General features: G+C 65.6%; 10 protein-coding genes. 9 read left to right on the top strand and 1 reads right to left on the bottom strand.

Translation table 11 applies throughout. The features are described 5' to 3' along the window. The first annotated feature begins 71 nt into the window (after positions 1–71). The 3 genes from CJU94_RS14695 (at position 72) to CJU94_RS14685 (ending at position 5,704) form a co-directional block, all read left to right on the top strand. Positions 72–1,130 carry an HAD family hydrolase gene (locus tag CJU94_RS14695; RefSeq protein WP_095419304.1) on the top strand — a complete coding sequence of 353 codons (1,059 nt, stop codon included), beginning with the start codon at positions 72–74 and terminating at the stop codon, positions 1,128–1,130. 111 nt (positions 1,131–1,241) lie between these two features. After that, positions 1,242–2,924: an arylsulfatase gene (locus tag CJU94_RS14690; RefSeq protein WP_095419303.1), complete on the top strand. Its 1,683-nt coding sequence runs from the start codon at positions 1,242–1,244 to the stop codon at positions 2,922–2,924. A 302-nt stretch (positions 2,925–3,226) separates the two neighbouring features. Next, positions 3,227–5,704 carry a fused MFS/spermidine synthase gene (locus CJU94_RS14685; RefSeq protein ID WP_095420370.1) on the top strand — a complete coding sequence of 826 codons (2,478 nt, stop codon included), beginning with the start codon at positions 3,227–3,229 and terminating at the stop codon, positions 5,702–5,704. A 207-nt stretch (positions 5,705–5,911) separates the two neighbouring features. Here the strand turns inward: CJU94_RS14685 and CJU94_RS14680 are convergent, their stop codons facing one another. After that, positions 5,912–6,361 (bottom strand): YMGG-like glycine zipper-containing protein, encoded by a 450-nt coding sequence (locus CJU94_RS14680; RefSeq protein ID WP_095419302.1) that lies wholly within the window; start codon positions 6,359–6,361, stop codon positions 5,912–5,914. 837 nt (positions 6,362–7,198) lie between these two features. On the opposite strand from CJU94_RS14680, the gene CJU94_RS14675 reads away from it, so the two are divergent. The 6 genes from CJU94_RS14675 to CJU94_RS14650 all read left to right on the top strand — a co-directional run bounded on the left by CJU94_RS14675 (position 7,199) and on the right by CJU94_RS14650 (position 17,306). Continuing rightward, positions 7,199–8,545 (top strand): DUF3300 domain-containing protein, encoded by a 1,347-nt coding sequence (locus CJU94_RS14675; RefSeq protein ID WP_095420369.1) that lies wholly within the window; start codon positions 7,199–7,201, stop codon positions 8,543–8,545. Positions 8,546–8,567: 22 nt separating this feature from the next. Continuing rightward, the gene (locus CJU94_RS14670; protein ID WP_095420368.1) at positions 8,568–9,533 is read left to right on the top strand and encodes a DUF2950 domain-containing protein; all 966 of its coding nucleotides are present in this window, start codon (positions 8,568–8,570) and stop codon (positions 9,531–9,533) included. A 287-nt stretch (positions 9,534–9,820) separates the two neighbouring features. Next, a complete protein-coding gene (locus CJU94_RS14665; RefSeq protein ID WP_095419301.1) occupies positions 9,821–11,440 on the top strand; it encodes a PqiB family protein in 1,620 nt (539 codons plus the stop codon). Positions 11,441–11,926: 486 nt separating this feature from the next. Next, positions 11,927–12,505, top strand: coding sequence for a DUF2760 domain-containing protein (locus CJU94_RS14660; RefSeq protein WP_095419300.1), 579 nt, complete (start codon positions 11,927–11,929; stop codon positions 12,503–12,505). Beyond that, positions 12,502–14,361: an Hsp70 family protein gene (locus CJU94_RS14655; RefSeq protein WP_095419299.1), complete on the top strand. Its 1,860-nt coding sequence runs from the start codon at positions 12,502–12,504 to the stop codon at positions 14,359–14,361. The genes CJU94_RS14660 and CJU94_RS14655 overlap by 4 nt, the downstream gene beginning before the upstream one ends. Beyond that, complete coding sequence (locus tag CJU94_RS14650; protein ID WP_095419298.1) at positions 14,358–17,306, top strand: Hsp70 family protein; 2,949 nt, start codon at positions 14,358–14,360, stop codon at positions 17,304–17,306. Before CJU94_RS14655 ends, CJU94_RS14650 begins: the two co-directional genes overlap by 4 nt. Positions 17,307–17,401 lie beyond the last annotated feature (95 nt).

The following is a 17,401-nucleotide window of genomic DNA, read 5'->3' as shown; positions in this document are numbered from 1 at the left end:
AAACCTCTTTTTTCGCGCTGCGATCTACGGGCGCGCGTTGCGATCGATCGTCTATTCAAATTGGAGTGTGAATGCATTTGCGCCGTCAGCCTGTGTGGTCGAGCCGTCCGCTGCGCCTGATCCGGGCCGTATGCGTGGCGCTGAGTCTCGCCGGCTGCGCCGCTTCTCACGACGGCCTCCCGCCTGTTCAAGCCACGGCGACACGCCCCGCCGCCACACTGAGCTCATGGCGCGACACGGCCGCCAAACAGGCGATCCAGTCCTTCGTTGCCGATGTCACCCGCGAGGGCTCGCCGTCGTTCGTGCCGCCGGCGCAACGCATTGCCGTATTCGACAACGACGGCACGCTGTGGAGCGAACAACCGCTGTATTTCCAGTTTGTCTTCATGCTCGAACAGGTGAAGGCGGCGGCCCCGCGGCATCCCGAATGGAAAGACAATCCGGCTTTCAAGGCGCTCGTCGCAAAAGACTACGATGCCCTCGCGAGCCAGCAGAAGGCGTTGCTGCAACTCGTCACGCTCGCCAATAGCGGCATGACCGTCGACGACTACCACAAGACCATCGGCGCGTGGCTGGCAAGCGCGCGCCACCCGAAATTCAACCGGCCCTATACCGACCTCGTCTATCAGCCGCAACTCGAATTGCTCGCCTACCTGCGTGCCAACGGCTTCAAGACCTTCATCGTTTCGGGCGGCACGGCCGAGTTCATGCGCGTCTGGGCCGAGAAGGCGTACGGCATTCCGCCCGAGCAGGTGATCGGCTCCAGCCAGGTGGTGCAGTACGAGGTGCGCAACGGCCAACCCGTACTCGTGCGCGAGCCGAAACTCGATTTCATCGACGACGGTCCAGGCAAACCCGTGGGCATCTATCGCCACATCGGCCACAAGCCGATTCTCGCGTTCGGCAATTCCGACGGCGATCTGCAAATGCTGCAGTACACCGCCGCGGGGCCCGGACGGCATCTCGCATTGCTGTTGCATCACGACGACGCCGCGCGTGAATTCGCTTACGACCGCACGTCGAAAGTGGGCAAGCTGGACAAGGCGTGGGACGAAGCGGTAGCCGACGGCTGGACGGTAGTGAGCATGAAGAACGATTGGCAAACAGTCTTTCCCGCGCCGAAGCAGTAAGCGGCGCGCGGCGAGTTCAGGCCGCGCACTGCCGGCGGCCGACGAGACGCGCCCCGCCACGCGGAGCACTGCGTAGTGGGAGATAAGAGTCAACTCCTTTGGAGCGACAAGATGACAAAGTTATTGAAAAGAGGGCGATACGCGTTGGGGGCCGGCGCGATTGCCCTTGCCGCGTTCGGCGCGGTGATTTTTCCATCCATCAACGCGCCGGCCCAAACCCAACCGGCGGCCAAACCCGCTGCGACGAGCGCGCCGCAACCGGTCGCGAAGTCGTCGGCGAAGCCGAACATCCTCGTGATTTTCGGCGATGACGTCGGGCAGGCGAATATCAGCGCGTACACGCGCGGCGTGGTGGGTTACAAGACGCCCAATATCGATCGGATTGCCAATGAAGGCATGATCTTCACGGACTATTACGCCGAGAACAGCTGTACGGCGGGCCGCTCTTCGTTCATCACAGGTCAGACGCCGTTGCGCACCGGGCTGTCCAAGGTCGGCGCGCCGGGTGCGCCGGTGGGTCTGCAAAAAGGCGACATGACCATCGCTCAGGCGCTCAAGCCGCTTGGCTATGCAACCGGCCAGTTCGGCAAGAATCATTTGGGCGACAAGAACGAGTACCTGCCGACCAATCACGGTTTCGACGAGTTCTACGGCAACCTGTACCACCTGAACGCCGAGGAAGAACCGGAGCGACCGTATTGGCCGAAGGACAAGAACGACCCGTACGTGAAGAATTTCTCGCCGCGCGGCGTGATTCATAGCACCTCGGACGGCAAGGTTCAGGACACCGGGCCGCTTACCACCAAACGCATGGAAACCATCGACGACGAAACCGGCGCGCACGCTGAGGAATTCATCCGCAAGCAGGTCAAGAACGGCACGCCCTTCTTCGTGTGGATGAACTTTACGCGCATGCACGTTTTCACCCACGTGCGGCCCGAGTTCAGAGGCAAGAGCGGCATGGCCGGCAACGAATATGCCGACGGCATGTGGGAGCACGACCAGGACGTCGGCAAACTGCTCAAGCTGCTCGATGACCTGAACATCTCGAAGAACACCATCGTCATCTACACGACCGACAACGGGCCGAACCAGTTCTCCTGGCCGGACGCGGCAACCACGCCGTTCCGCAGCGAGAAGGACTCCAATTGGGAAGGCGCGTTCCGTGTGCCGGCCATGGTGCGGTGGCCGGGTCACATCAAGGCGGGCGAGACATCCAATGGCATGTTCTCGGGGCTCGACTGGTTCCCGACGCTGCTCGCGGCGGCGGGCGACAACGGCGTGAAGGACCGTTTGCTGAAAGGATGGGCTCCCAAGGCGGGCGGCACCAGCTTCAAGAACCACCTCGACGGATACAACCAGTTGCCATACCTGACGGGCCAGACGGCTCAGGATCCACGAACCGAGTTTTACTACTTCAACGACGACGGCGAACTGGTGGCCATGCGCTGGGACAAGGATGGAAACGCGTGGAAGACCGTGTTCTGCGAGCAGCGCGCCAAGGGCAATCTGGATATCTGGCAGGATCCGTTCGTCTGCCTGCGTTTCCCGAAGGTGTTCAACCTGAGGATGGACCCCTATGAGCGAGCTGACGTGACGTCCGATCAGTACAACGACTGGCTGGTGAAGAACGCCTATCTCGTTGCAATCTCGACGATGAAAGCGACGGAATTCCTTCAGACATTCGTTCAGTACCCACCGAGCCAGCGTCCCGCGAGCTTCAGCGTCGACCAGGTGCGCAGGCAAGTCGACAGGAAAATCGACGAGTCGTTCAAGAAGCGCGGACTCGAGTAAGACGTTCAGGCGCGGCGCCTGCCGGTTGACTCTGGCAGGCGCTGCGCTTCCACGCCTCGGAACCGAAGTCCATTCACCTCGTCTCGACGCACGTTATCCGCGCACGTTATCCGCGCACGTTATCCGCGCACTTTATCCGCGCACTTTATCCGATGACCCAAACGTTGGCTCACCGCACCAAAAGCTCACGCCGCGAGCGCCGCACACAGGAACGCGCGCAGCGTCACGCCGAACCGCGCGAACGCGGCCCCGCCGAAGCGGACCCCATCCCTGCTTCGCCGGCCTTATCCATTGCGTGGCCGATGCTCCTGCTTTTCGCATCGGGTGCCGCGTCACTGATTTACCAGGTGCTGTGGATCAAACAATTGGCGCTCGTCGTGGGTGTCGACGTGCAGGCGGTCACCGCCGGCGTCAGCGCCTTCTTCGCGGGTCTCGCGATAGGCGGCTGGCTGCTTGGCAGGCTCGCCGACCGCCTCGCGCGGCCGTTGCTGCTTTACGCCGCACTGGAAGGCGGCGCGCTACTGCTGGCGCTGGCGGGCACCATTGCGCTGGCGCACGCGGCCGCGCCGTTCGCATGGCTGCAGAATCGTGCCGGACTACTTGCATGGGCATTGCCGTTCGCGCTGGTCGGCCTGCCTGCGGTACTGATGGGCGGCACGCTGCCGGTCTTGATGCGTGCGTTGGGCCCCCGTGCCACCCGGCTCGGCCGCGTTGGCGCGCGTCTGTACGCGGCCAATACGGGCGGCGCGATCGCCGGTACGCTCGCCGCCGCCTTCATGCTGATTCCATTGCTTGGCGTGCAAGGCAGCGCATTGGCCGCAGCCGCACTGAACGCGTTGGCCGCGCTGATCGCATTGCTCATTGGCCGCATCACTTCTGCCCGCTCGCCTGCCGATGGACAGCCGCTTGCCGCGGCCTCCTCCGTTGAAACAGCAGCGGGTCAAGCCGCACCCGGCGCACGCCTCGCCGTTGCCCTTTACGCGCTCGCCGGCGGCATCGCGCTGGGTTACGAAGTGGTGTGGTCACAACTGATTGTCCAGTTCATCAGCACCCGCAGCTTCGCTTTTGCGATCGTGCTCGCCACGTATCTACTCGGGCTCACGCTCGGCAGCGCGCTCAGTGCGCGACATGTCGATCGCGCGCGCGATCCGTGGGGCGTGTTCGCACTGCTGATCGTCGCCGCCGGACTCGTCGCGCTGCTGGAACTCGCCGCGTTGGGCGGCTGGCTGCTGCAATGGCAAAACCTCGCTCGCGAGGCGACATTCTCCGCCACCGGCAGCCTGCTCGCCGCCATGTGCGCGGGCTTCGCCGTCGCGGCGGCTTGTATCGTCTTCGTACCTACGCTGTTGCTGGGCGCGGCGTTCCCGTTCGCGCTGCGCGTGAGCGTGGATGCCCGGCACACCGGCCGCGATGTCGGCGCCGTGCTGGCGCTCAATACTGCGGGCGGTATCGGCGGCACGCTGCTAGCCGGCTTCCTGCTCGTGCCGGTACTCGGGCTGGTCCATGCGCTCGCGGCGCTTGCCGTGCTCGCCGGCGCAGTCGGCGCGCTCGCCGTGTGGCGCGGTGAGGGCGTGCGGCGCGGCGCTCGCTGGGGTGTGCCGGTGCTGACGGCGGCAACCCTGTGTGCCGTGCTGCTGACACCGTCGGAGCGTCTCGCCACCCTGCTCGCCGCCGCGCGCGGCGGCAACCTGGTCGCCTATGAGGAAAGCGCCGGCGGCACCGTCGCCGTCGTCGCACAGGGCGCGGGCCAGAAACAGTTCCGGCGCCTCTACATTCAGGGGGTCTCCAATTCCGGCGACGCGATGACCTCGTTGCGCTATATGCGTCTGCAAGCGCTGCTGCCGCTGCTGGTTCACCGCCACACGCCGCGCAGCGCGCTTGTCATCGGACTGGGTACGGGGATCACCGGTGGCGCGCTGCTCAGGTGGCCCGGCCTCGACCAACGCGTGGTTGCCGAGCTGCTGCCGGCGGTCGTGCGCGCCGCGCCGCAGTTCAACGGCAACTACGGCGTCAGCACCGACCCGCGCGTCGACATCCGCCTGCGCGACGGACGGCGTGAACTGTTGCGCAACAGCGAACGTTACGATCTGATCACGCTCGAACCGCCGCCGCCCTCGGCAGCCGGCGTGGTCAATCTCTACTCGTCGGATTTCTACCGGCTGGCGGCCTCGCGTCTGCGCCCGGATGGCATCGTCGCGCAGTGGCTGCCCCTGCCGACCCAAAATGAAGATGACACCCGCTCGCTGATCCAGAGCTTCATTCAGGTGTTTCCGTACGCCGCGCTGTGGACCACCGAGTTGCACGAGATGATGCTGATCGGTTCGATGCAGCCGATCGAACTCGATGTGCCGCGCATCGCATCGCGCTTTGCGCAACCGCAGGTGGCTGCGTCGCTGCGCGAGGTCGGCGTGGCTTCGCCCGCGGCGCTGCTGGCGACCTGGATCACCGATCGCGCAGGCCTTGCGTATTACACCGCGGATGCCCCGCCCGTGACCGACGACCGGCCACGCATCGAATACGCGGCATGGGTGCGGCGCGACGGTTTCCCGGACACGCTCACGCACCTGCTCGCGCTTCGCAGCGAGCCGCCGTTGCTCCACGCCGACGACACTTTCCGCGCGGCCTTGAACGCGGAGCGCGGTGCGCTGCAAAGCTTCTATGCCGCGGGGCTCGACGCCTATCGCGGCGAGCGTGAGGCGTGGTCTCGCGATATTGGCGACGCATTACAGGCGCAACCCGACAATCCCTACTTCCGGTGGTTCGTCGGCGACGAACCATAGGGTTGGAACTGGCTCGCGAACGTATCAATCCAGCCACACGAGCGCTGCCCACGGAGGAGTCGGATCATGAGCGACAAGTGCAACGATTGTGCGGGTACACGACTTATGGGACCGCGCCACGCATTGAATCATCACCCATTGAAGCAAAGTGAGCGTCGATTAGTTGATGCCATGCCCGGCCACCCGCACGAGGGAACCCCAGCGCTGCTATTGAACCGTATAGCCTTTGCCTTGCATGCACGCTCCGTAAGCGCGCCAATAGGTGCTCATTGCCGACTGCTGGTTGGCCTGTGCCGTTTGCGCCTGCGCGGCGTGTTGTTGACGGCTGCGTACGCCGCCGGCGAGCGCACCCGCGGTCGCGCCGACCGCGGCGCCATGCCCGGCGTCGTTGTCACTCACGTCACCCACGATTGCGCCCGCCGCCGCCCCGCGTGCCGCACCGCGGACGCGCGCGCCGGTCGGACCCGACGGTGTCGCAGGCGTTTGCGCGACCACGGCGGGGTCGATACCGGTGCTCTGCTTCGCCCACGCGTAACATGCTCCGTCGTCCGACATCTGCTGCTGTTGGCTTTGTCCGTGCGCGGGATAGACGGCCGGTTTTTGCGCCAGAGCGAGCGCGCTCATACTGGCCAGGGTCACCACGGCGAATCGTTTCATGGGAGTCTCTCATTGGGTTGAGCGTTCGAGTGGCAAGCGCTCGGATCAGCCGTGATCGCACGCACATTTCGCCGCTTTACAGACTGACGGCGAGCAAACCGCAGATTAGCCGACAGGATTCGAAAAATACCTGATGAAATTGTGTTTTCACGTGAATCGATCGATATCGAGCCGCGCTAATATTTCGTCGATTCGCGCATACGCTTTTGAACAACACTCATCAACGCGTCGATAACTGATGCAACAAGAAGCTGTCCATGCGCCATGATTCGAACAATGCGGTTGGGCCCCTCGTCCCCGCGAATGGATGAAGGAATGTTTCGTGCGGCCCGTCGGTTAAGAAGGGGCGAACGCTGCGGCCTGCAACTTTCTTCAGAAAGTAAACAGGGCAGGCTGAGTCAATATGCGGCTTGACCTATTCGGGCAGCACGGCGACTATTTCACCGTGCTTCAATTACCCTATGAGACCTTTTCACGAAACGCAATAACATTGTTAGATAAGCTGACGATCGATAGAGGCGAAGCAAGCGGCGATCCACTAATCCATCAACAACGGAAATTCAACAAGAATTTATTTGAGAAAAGATTGCACATTTCGTGGGAAAGGGTTTATTAATCTTGCCATCATGCGAGCACCGCCTGCAACACGATTCGGAGTCCATTTGAAGCGCGCTTTTCGCGGGTCTTATGCCGGCATCGATTGGCAGTGCGGGCAGTGCGCCGCACCGGTTATCAAACCCGCCACAAAGGACCACCCTTCCCGGTGGCTTCCGACTTCGACGTCTCACGCACCGTACCCGTGCGTCATACACAACTTCCAAAAAGGGAGACTTGATCGTGAAACGATCCAGGGCATACCAGAGAAGGTCACGGATTCTACTCGCCACATTGACCGCACTGGCCGGCGCGCCGTTCTTCCTCGAGGTCACCGCGCCTGCCGCGTACGCACAGGCGCCGGCAAAGATCTCGAACCAGCAGCTGGACGCGCTGACCGCGCCGGTCGCGCTCTACCCGGACGCTCTCCTCGCCCAGGTGCTGATGGCTTCCACGTTTCCACAAGACGTGCCGGCGGCGGCGGCATGGTCGAAAGCCAATCCGAACCTCAAGGGTGACGACGCCGTGAAGGCAGTCGGCGCCGAGCCGTGGGATCCGAGCGTGCAATCGCTGGTGGCGTTTCCGCAGGTGCTGGCCACCATGGCGTCGAAACCGGACTGGGTCACGCAGTTGGGCAATGCCTTCCTCGCCCAGCCGAACGACGTAATGGATTCGGTGCAGCGATTGCGCAAGCAGGCGCAGCAGGCCGGCAACCTGCAAACCAACCAGCAGCAGAAAGTGGTGGTCGAGCAGAGCACCATCCAGATCGTGCCGGTGAACCCACAGGTCGTCTATGTGCCGACATACAACCCCACGGTCGTCTACGGTACATGGCCGTATCCGGCCTATCCCCCGGTGTATGTGCCGCCTCCGCCGGGCTATGCGGTGGCGAGCGGCCTCGCCGCCGGACTCGCATTCGGCGCCGGCGTTGCGATCACCAGTTCGCTGTGGAGCAACGTCAACTGGAACAATCACAGCGTCAACATCAACGTCAATCAGTACAACAACATCAATGTGAATCGCCGGCTCGACGTGAACAGCAGCACGACGAACTGGAACCGTAACTCGACCTTCAACCGCAATACCACGGCCAACGTGAATAGTGCGCAGCGCGACGCGTATCGCGGGCGCGATACGTCGGCCTCGCGCGCGCAGGCGCAGCAGACGCTGCAGAATCGCACCGGCCAGAACCTGAGCGGAACGGCAAGTCAGCGCCTCGAAGGTATCCAGCATGGCGGCAACAATGCCGCCGACATTCGCAACAACGCGCAGAACGTGAACCGTGACAATGCGCTGCGCGGCGCGGGCGACGGCGGGGCCGCGAAGCAGGACATGCAGCGCGGGCAAGCAAGCCGGCAGCAGTTGGCGAACAATCGCGGCGGCGGTGCCGGCGCGAATGGCGGGGCTCAGCCACGTAGCGGCAATCTGGGAGCGGGTGGCGGTGGCGAACGCGCCGGCGGCGGCTTCGGTGCGGGCGGCGGTGGACAACCGCCCGGCGGCGGCTTTGGCGCAGGCGGCGGCGGACAGCAGCGCGGCGGCGGCCTGGGTGCGGGCGGCGGCGGTCAGCGTCACTTCGGCCGGCAACATTAAACCGATCTCACAGGAGCCGCTCATGACCCGTATTCGCATCTTCCAGACCTTCGGTACACGCGTTGCCGACCCGATTGTGCACACCCACGTCTGTGCTCTCAAGCCGCGGCTTGCGCGCAGCGCTCTCGGGCTTGCCGCGCTGCTGTTCGGCGCGTCCATGGCGCACGCACAAGCCGTTTATCCGACACCCGAGGCCGCCTCCAACGCTTTCGTCGACGCGCTTTCCCGCAACGACCACCCGGCGATGCAGCACGTGCTCGGCAAGGACTTCACGCGCTTCATTCCCACCACCAATGTAGGCGAAGACGATATCTACGCGTTTCTCGGCGCGTGGGCGGCAGGACACCAGATCGTCGACGATCCGGCGCCGCTCAATGGTCACGCGAGCAAGCATCTGTCGGTCGGCAACAGCGGCTGGACGCTGCCGATTCCGCTCGTCGAGGCCTCCAACGGCTGGCGCTTCGATCCCGCTGCCGGCCGCGAGGAAATCATGACCCGCCGCATTGGCCGCAACGAGCGCGCGGCAATGCTGACCTCGCTCGCCTATCTGGATGCGCAGCACGACTATCGGGAATTGACCCAGCATTACGCGCAGCACATTCTCAGCACACCGGGCCAGCATGACGGCTTGTACTGGCCGACTGCGCCGGGTGAACCGGACAGCCCCCTTGGCCCGCTCGCCGCGGCAATGCCGCACACCGGCTCCGTCTCGAAGGAGGGTTATCACGGTTATCACTTCCGCATCCTGAGCGCGCAAGGGCCGCATGCGAAAGGCGGAAGCCAGAATTACGTCGAGAACGGCACGATGACGAAAGGTTACGGCCTCGTCGCGTGGCCCGCCGAGTATGGCAAGACGGGCGTGATGAGCTTCATCGTCAATCAGGACGGGCAGATTTTTCAGAAGAACCTGGGGCCTCAGTCCGCGCGTGCCGCGGCGACGCTTAAATCGTTCGACCCGGACTCATCGTGGGAAGCCGTGCAGCCCTGAGCGGGGCATGCGCGCCGCGGGCGCCGTCCCGGTCCCGTGTGTGGCGCGTCGCGCGCTACACACCGGGTAAAGGGCAATGCGGGGGAACGGCGAAACGGTGGGAACGCAGATAAAGGGGGAACGCGAGGTGAGCTCGCGGCGGCCGGCACGAGGGTGAGCGCGAGGTGAACGCGAGATGAGCACCAGATGAGCACGGCGCTGCAGTTGCCCCGCCCCCGCATTCAGGAGCGCGTGGCGAGCGAAAGCCGGGACGCAGCCAGTCACGAGTCACGCTTCGGAGCCCAGTCATGAGTAGCCCGCAAGAACCCCTCTTACCTCCCGATCTGCCCGACCCTGACATCGCGCCACGGCGCAGCTGGCTACCCTCGCTTGTCTGGGTCGTGCCGCTGATCGCGGCGTTGATCGGTATCGCGCTTGTCGTCAAGTCCGTCACGGAGCGCGGCCCCGCGATCACGATCGTGTTCGATAACGCGGAGGGCCTCGAACCTGGCAAGACCCAGGTCAAATACAAGGACGTGGAAATAGGTTCGGTGAAAGCGATCACGCTGTCGAAGGATCAGACGCACGTGGAGATCGCCGTGCAACTCACCAAGCAGGCGGAAAACTTCGCGGTCAAGGACACGCGCTTCTGGGTGGTTCGTCCGCGCGTGGGTGCCGCTGGCGTGTCGGGCATCGGCACGCTGCTCTCGGGTGCGTATATCGGCGTGGACGTCGGCCACTCGAAGGAAACACAAACCAGGTTCGCCGGACTCGAGACGCCGCCTCCCATCACCGCCGACCAGAAAGGCCACCGCTTCATCCTGCATGGCGATTCGCTCGGCTCGATCGACATCGGCTCGCCGATCTTCTACCGGCGTGTGCAGGTCGGTCAGGTCTACGGCATCGCGCTCGACAAGGAAGGCACGGGCGTGACCATGCAGGTGTTCGTCGCCGCGCCTTACGACCAGTACGTCGGCACCAATTCGCGCTGGTGGCATGCAAGCGGCGTCAACGTCCGGCTCGACTCGGCCGGCTTCGTCGTCAACACGCAGTCGCTCGCGGCCATTCTGGTGGGCGGACTCGCTTTCCAGACGCCACCGGGCCAGCCAATGGGCGAGCAAGCGGCCGAGAAATTCGACTTCCGCCTCGCCTCCGACGAAGCGGACGCCATGCGTGCGCCGGACGGTATCCCGGTGCGCGCCGTGATGAATTTCAACCAGTCGTTGCGAGGGCTTTCGGTGGGCGCGGTGGTCGACTTCCGCGGCATCGCACTGGGCCAGGTGACCGGCATCGGCGTCGAATACGATCCGCAGACGCAGAACTTCACGATGCCGGTCACGCTGGACCTGTACCCGGACCGGCTCAGGCGGCGCGCGCGCAACGCGACGATGCCGCAGGCCCGTACGGCCGCCAGCGGCGAACTGCTGCGGCGTCTCGTCGAACGCGGCCTGCGCGGCCAGTTGCGCACCGGCAACCTGCTGACGGGCCAGTTATACATCGCGCTCGACATCTTCCCGCAGGCGGCGCCCGTCAAGTTCGATATCGGCGCCGAGCCGGTCGAACTGCCGACCATTCCGAACACGCTCGACGCGCTGCAGGTGCAGGTAGCCGACATTGCGAAGAAGCTCGACCGGATTCCGTTCGACCAGATCGGCGCGAACCTGAGCACGTCGCTGAAAAATGCCGATGCGCTGTTCAATCGGCTCAACACCGAGGTCGTGCCGCAGGCGCGCGACACGCTCGCCGCCGCAAGGCAAACCTTCGGCTCGGCAGAGGCGACTTTGCAGCGCGACTCGCCGATGGTGTCGGATGTGCACCAGGCGCTGCAGGAATTGACCCGCACGCTGCAATCGCTGAACGCGCTGGCCGATTATCTCGAGCGCCATCCGGAGTCGCTCGTGCGCGGAAAGCCGGCAGACAAGCCATGACCGCTTCGCGGCGCGCGCTCGCGAGGCGCGCCGCCGCCCTCTTTGCCGCCCCCGGCGGTTTGCCGCGCGCAGCGCCGGCCGGCGCTCCGTCGGGTCGCCCATTGCGTGGGCACCCCGGCGGCGCACCCTGCCCCGTGGATCGACCGGACCCGACGGTTCCTCCTCGTCAAACCCCGCCACGCGGACAGCCAGCCGCGCTCATCGCCTGTCCGCCCTGGCCCGTGACAAGCCGCCATTCTCGCCGCATTGCCCGCTAGAATGACCGGCTTTGCCCGCTTCAGGGGCGCCACAAGGCAAAATACGGGTTTTGTTGCGCGCCAGAGGCGCCGTGCGGCCGGATCGATCAGATGCCGGCGGCATGTCAGCCGGCGGCCTTCGCCAGGACGCATGTCGGCGGCCCGCTCAAACCCGGCGCAGCTTCGCGGCCCGTCGCGTGCAACGCAGCCAGGACAGCTCGTCCTTTAACAGAGCACCTCAGGAGCATTTATGACCGATTCGAACCCATCCTTCCTCGGCCGGATTTCCCTGGCCGTGGGCACGTTCTTCCGCATTCTCGGCGACGGCGAATTCGCCGCCGGGGTGCTGCGTCTGCGCGCTAGCGGCGCCACCGCCGGCGCCGCGCCCTCACCGGCACCCGCGCCGGCGCCCGCCCCCGCACCGCAACCCGCGCCCGTGCTGAAGGAAGCGAGCCCCGACGCGGCGCTGCAACTGCTCGGCCTGCTGCAACGCGACGCGCGTTTCATCGATTTCGTCGAGGAAGACATCAAGAGCTATAGCGACGCCGACATCGGCGCGGCCGCGCGCCTCGTGCATGACGGTTGCCGCGCGACGCTGCGCGAACACTTCACGATCCGCCCGGTGCGCGACGAAGCCGAAGGCAGTCGCGTCACGCTGGCCGAGGGTTTCGACGCGGCCTCGATCCGCCTGACCGGCAATGTGGTCGGCCACGCACCGTTTAACGGCAGCATCAGCCATCGCGGCTGGCGGGTCGACGAAGTACGTTTGCCGAAGCTCGCGGACAGCCACAACGCCAAGGTGATCGCACCGGCCGAGGTGGAGCTATGAGCGACGCACGCCAATCACGCTACGCCATCGGTATCGATCTCGGCACTACCCACTGCGCGCTCTCCTACGTGGACACGAGCGCCAGCGACGGCGAAAAGACCGCCCAGGGCGTACTGTCGATCGCCCAGCTCACGGGCCCGGGCGCAATCGACAACCTCGATCTGCTGCCTTCGTTTCTCTATCTGCCGCATCCGGACGAACTGGCCTCGGGCGACCTCTATCTGCCGTGGACCGGCCAGCGCGAATTCGCGGTCGGCGAGTTCGCCCGCAGCCGCGGCGCGGCCACGCCGATCCGCCTCGTATCGAGCGCGAAGAGCTGGCTGTGCCATCCGGGCGTCGACCGGCGCGCCGCGATTCTGCCCAACGACGCGCCGCCCGAAGTCGCGCGCGTCTCGCCGCTCGAAAGCTCGGTACGTTATCTGACCCACTTGCGTGAAGCCTGGGATCATGCGCATCCCGACGCGCCGTTCAGCGAACAGGACATCACGGTGACGATCCCGGCCTCGTTCGATCCGGCCGCGCGCGAACTGACCGCCGAAGCGGCCACAGCCGCCGGCTACGGCAGCATGACACTGCTGGAAGAGCCGCAGGCCGCGCTGTATAGCTGGATCCAGAAGAGCGGCGGCCAGTGGCGCAAGCAGGTCAAGGTCGGCGACATCATTCTCGTGGTGGACGTGGGCGGCGGCACGACCGACCTCTCGCTGATCGCCGTGATCGAACGCGAAGGCAATCTCGAACTGCATCGTGTCGCGGTGGGCGAACATATTCTGCTCGGCGGCGACAACATGGATCTCGCGCTCGCGCACGTGGTCGCGCGCAAGCTCGCGGCGCAAGGCACCCAGGCCGACGCGTGGCAACTGCGCGCCCTCACCTACGCATGCCGCTCCGCCAAGGAAACGCTGCTCAGCGATCCCACCGCCGATACCGTGCCGCTCGTCGTGCCGAGCCGCGGCTCGAAGCTGATCGGCGGCTCGATCCGCACCGAGCTCACGCGCGCCGAATTGACCCAGACGATTCTCGAAGGCTTCTTCCCGCAGGTGGAGAGCGCCGCGCGTCCGGTGAGCCGCGCGCGCGCCGGTCTGACGCAACTCGGCCTGCCGTATGCGCAGGACGCGGGCATCACGCGGCATCTGGCGGCGTTTCTCGGCCGTCAGGTGGGCGCGCTCGCCGAGCTCGACGGGCTGCGCGACATCGCCACGCCGCAAAACGCCAGCTTCCTGCATCCCACTGCCGTGCTGTTCAACGGCGGCGTGTTCAAGTCGCCGTTGCTGGTCGAACGCATCATGGGCACGCTCAACGGCTGGCTCACCGCGGAAGGCGCGGCGCCGGCGCGGCTCCTCGAAGGCGCCGATCTGGATCTCGCCGTCGCGCGCGGCGCAGCTTACTACGGTTACGTGCGACGCGGCCAGGGTGTGCGGATTCGCGGCGGCACGGCACGCGCGTACTACATCGCGATCGAATCGGCGATGCCCGCGGTGCCCGGCCTCGAACCGCCTATCCAGGCGCTGTGCGTGGCACCGTTCGGCATGGAAGAAGGCACCGAAGCCGAACTGCCCGCGCAGGAATTCGGGCTGGTGGTCGGCGAGCCCGTGCATTTCCGCTTCTTCGGCTCGTCGGTGCGGCGGCAGGACCAGGTCGGCACGCTGCTCGACTTCTGGGGTCCTGATGAATTGCAGGAACTGGAAGAGATTCAGGCGACGCTGCCCGCCGCCGGCCGCACCGCCGGTGAAGTCGTGCCGGTGAAGCTGCATGCCCGCGTCACCGAAGCGGGCACGCTCGAACTCGAAGCCATGCCGCGTGGGACTGACGAGCGCTGGAAAGTCGAGTTCGACGTGCGCGGCAACGCAAATGCATGAATGAGATGAAGCGGTACAGCGTCGGCATCGATCTCGGCACCAGCAACACGGTGCTCGCCTATGCGCAGATGGGAGCACCGGATGGGTCGCGGGTCGAGTCGCCACGCATTCACGTCTTCGAGATCGAGCAACTGGTGAGTCCAGGCGAAGTGGCCGCGCGGCCGCTTCTGCCCTCGGTGCGCTATCACGCGGCGCAAGGCGAACTGAACCCCGGCGATCTGCAATTGCCGTGGTCCGGTGCGGACCAGGCCGGCGCCCGGACCGAAGCGCAGAGCAAAGCGCAGTCGGGCGCACGGTCAAAAGCAGGCGAAGAAGCAAACAAAGAAGCAAACAAAGAAGCGCAGCCGGTCGTGATCGGCCGGCTCGCGCGCCTGCTGGGCGCCCAGGTGCCGGGGCGGCTGGTGACGAGCGCGAAGAGCTGGCTCTCGCATGCGTCGGTCGACCGCGTTGCGCCGATCCTGCCGTGGGGCGCCGCCGACGACATCCTCAAAGTCTCGCCGGTCGAAGCCAGCGCGAGCTATCTGGCGCATGTGCGCGCCGCCTGGAACCATCGTTTTCCGGACGCGCCGCTCGAACGTCAGGAGGTGGTGCTCACGGTGCCGGCGTCCTTCGACGAAGGTGCGCGCGCATTGACCGTGCAAGCGGCACGCATGGCCGGCCTGCACAACCTGAAGCTGCTGGAAGAGCCGCAAGCGGCGTTCTACGACTGGCTGTTTCATCACCGTGACCGGCTGGCAAGCGAACTCGCTGCCACCCGTCTGGTCCTCATCTGCGACGTCGGCGGCGGCACCACGGACCTCACGCTGATCGAAGTGGGCCTGAGCGACGGCGAGCCTCGGCTCACGCGAATCGGCGTAGGCAATCACCTGATGCTCGGCGGCGACAACATGGATCTGGCGCTCGCGCATCTGGTGGAAGCGCGGCTGCCGGGCGCGGACCAGGCGGGCGGGCGCACGCGCCTGTCGGCGGCGAGCCTGTCGCAGCTGGTCGAGCGTTGCCGCAACGCGAAGGAGCTTCTGCTCGGTCGGCAGGCGCCCGACTCCACATCGGTCACGCTGCTTGGCGCCGGCTCGAAGTTGATCGGCGGTGCGCGCACGGTGCAGGTCACGCGCGAGGAGGTGGAGCGGATCATCGTCGACGGCTTCTTTCCGGCGGTGGCGTCGAACGAACGGCCTGGCAGACCGCGTGGCGCGATCGTCGAGTTCGGCCTGCCCTATGCCACTGACGCCGCCGTCACACGTCATGTCGCGGCGTTCCTCGGACGCTTCGCGGCGCAGTCGCGCAAAGCGCTGGGCGCTGCGGTATCGGGCACGCCGGACGCTACCGACGAAAACACCTTGCCGGTGCCCGACACACTGCTGCTGAACGGCGGCGTGTTCCGCGCCGAAGCGCTCACGCAGCGTCTGGCGAGCACGCTGGGCACGTGGCGCGGCGCGGCGCTCAACGTGCTGCACAACGACAACCCCGACGTGGCCGTAGCACGCGGCGCGGTTGCTTATGCGCTCGCGCGCGCGGGCAACGCGCCGAAAATCGGCGGCGGCTCGCCGCGCAGCTACTTCCTCGTGCTCGACGAAACCAGCGACGGCAAGCACGAAGCCGAGCCCGTGCAACGCGGCATCTGCCTGCTGCCGCGCGGCACGGAAGAAGGCCGCGAGATCCTGATCGCGGATCGCACCTTCGCGCTGCGGCTCGGACATCCGGTGCGTTTTCATCTGGTCTCGTCGAGCGCGGACACGGTGTACCGGCCAGGCGAGTTGATCGATCTCGCCGGTGGCGATTTCGTTCGCCTGCCGCCGATCGCGACCATCGTGCAGCCGCGCGGCGCGAGCACCGCGCGCGAAACCGCGGTGCAGATCGCGACGTCGTTCACCGAGGTGGGCACGCTCGAAGTCCACTGCATCGAACGGGACAATCCGGCGCAGCGCTGGCTGCTCGAATTCCAGTTGCGCCGTGAAGACGCGCAAGTGAACCTGACGGCCGATGCCGCACCCGCCCGCCACCCCGCGCTCGACGAGGCCATCGAACATATCGACCGCAGCTTCGGCTCGCGCTCGCAAAACGTCGGCCCGAAAGAAGTCAAACGCCTGCGCTCGCAACTCGAACAATTGCTGGGCCCGCGCGAGAGCTGGAACAGTGCGTTGCTGCGCGAACTGTTCGGCGCGCTGTGGGAACGCGCGCGCCGGCGGCGCCGGTCGGCGGATCACGAGCGCCTCTGGCTGAATCTCGCGGGTTATTGCGTGCGGCCGGGTTTCGGCTATCCGCTCGACGAATGGCGGGTCGAACAACTCTGGTCGCTGTTCGACGACGGCATTCAGTACGTCAACGAAAGCCAGGTCTGGTCCGAATGGTGGACGCTCTGGCGGCGCGCCGCCGGCGGCCTCGACGAAAGCGCGCAATTGCGCGTGCTCGACGCGATGGCGTATCTGCAAAAAGCCGCGCATTCGCGTCACAAGCTGCCGTTCGACGTCGCGAAAACCGGCTTCACCGATATGGTCCGCCTGAGTGCGTCGCTCGAACGGATTCCCGTGGAGCGCAAGATCGAGCTTGGCGAGTCGGTGCTGGCCCGCCTGAAGAAGCCCGCTGAAAATCATCAAAGCTGGTGGGCTGTCGGCCGTATCGGCGCACGCCGGCCGTTCTACGGCAGCGCGCATAGCGTCGTGCCGCCGGAGATTGCCGGCGCGTGGCTCGACGCGATACTCGCGCTCGACTGGAAGAAGGTCGATCCCGCCGCCTTTGCCGCCGTGCAGATCGCTCGCATGACCGGCGACCGTTCGCGCGACTTGCCCGAGGACATGCGTCGTACGGTGGTGCGGCGGCTGGACGCGGCCAATGCGCCGCGCGCGTGGATCACGATGGTGAGCGAGAGCGTGGAGCTCGATAACGCCGACGAAGGCCGCGTGTTTGGCGAATCGCTGCCGGCGGGGTTGACGCTGCTCACGAGTTGAACGGGCGTCACTGCGGCTTCGTGTTGCGTTGCGCTGCCTTGCCTTGGCCGCCGCTTTACACCTGCACGCTGGCGCCGCGAACGAACACCCGGCGC

This window comes from Paraburkholderia aromaticivorans (assembly GCF_002278075.1).
GTDB lineage: Bacteria > Pseudomonadota > Gammaproteobacteria > Burkholderiales > Burkholderiaceae > Paraburkholderia > Paraburkholderia aromaticivorans.
This window is presented reverse-complemented; position numbering and strand designations above follow the sequence as displayed.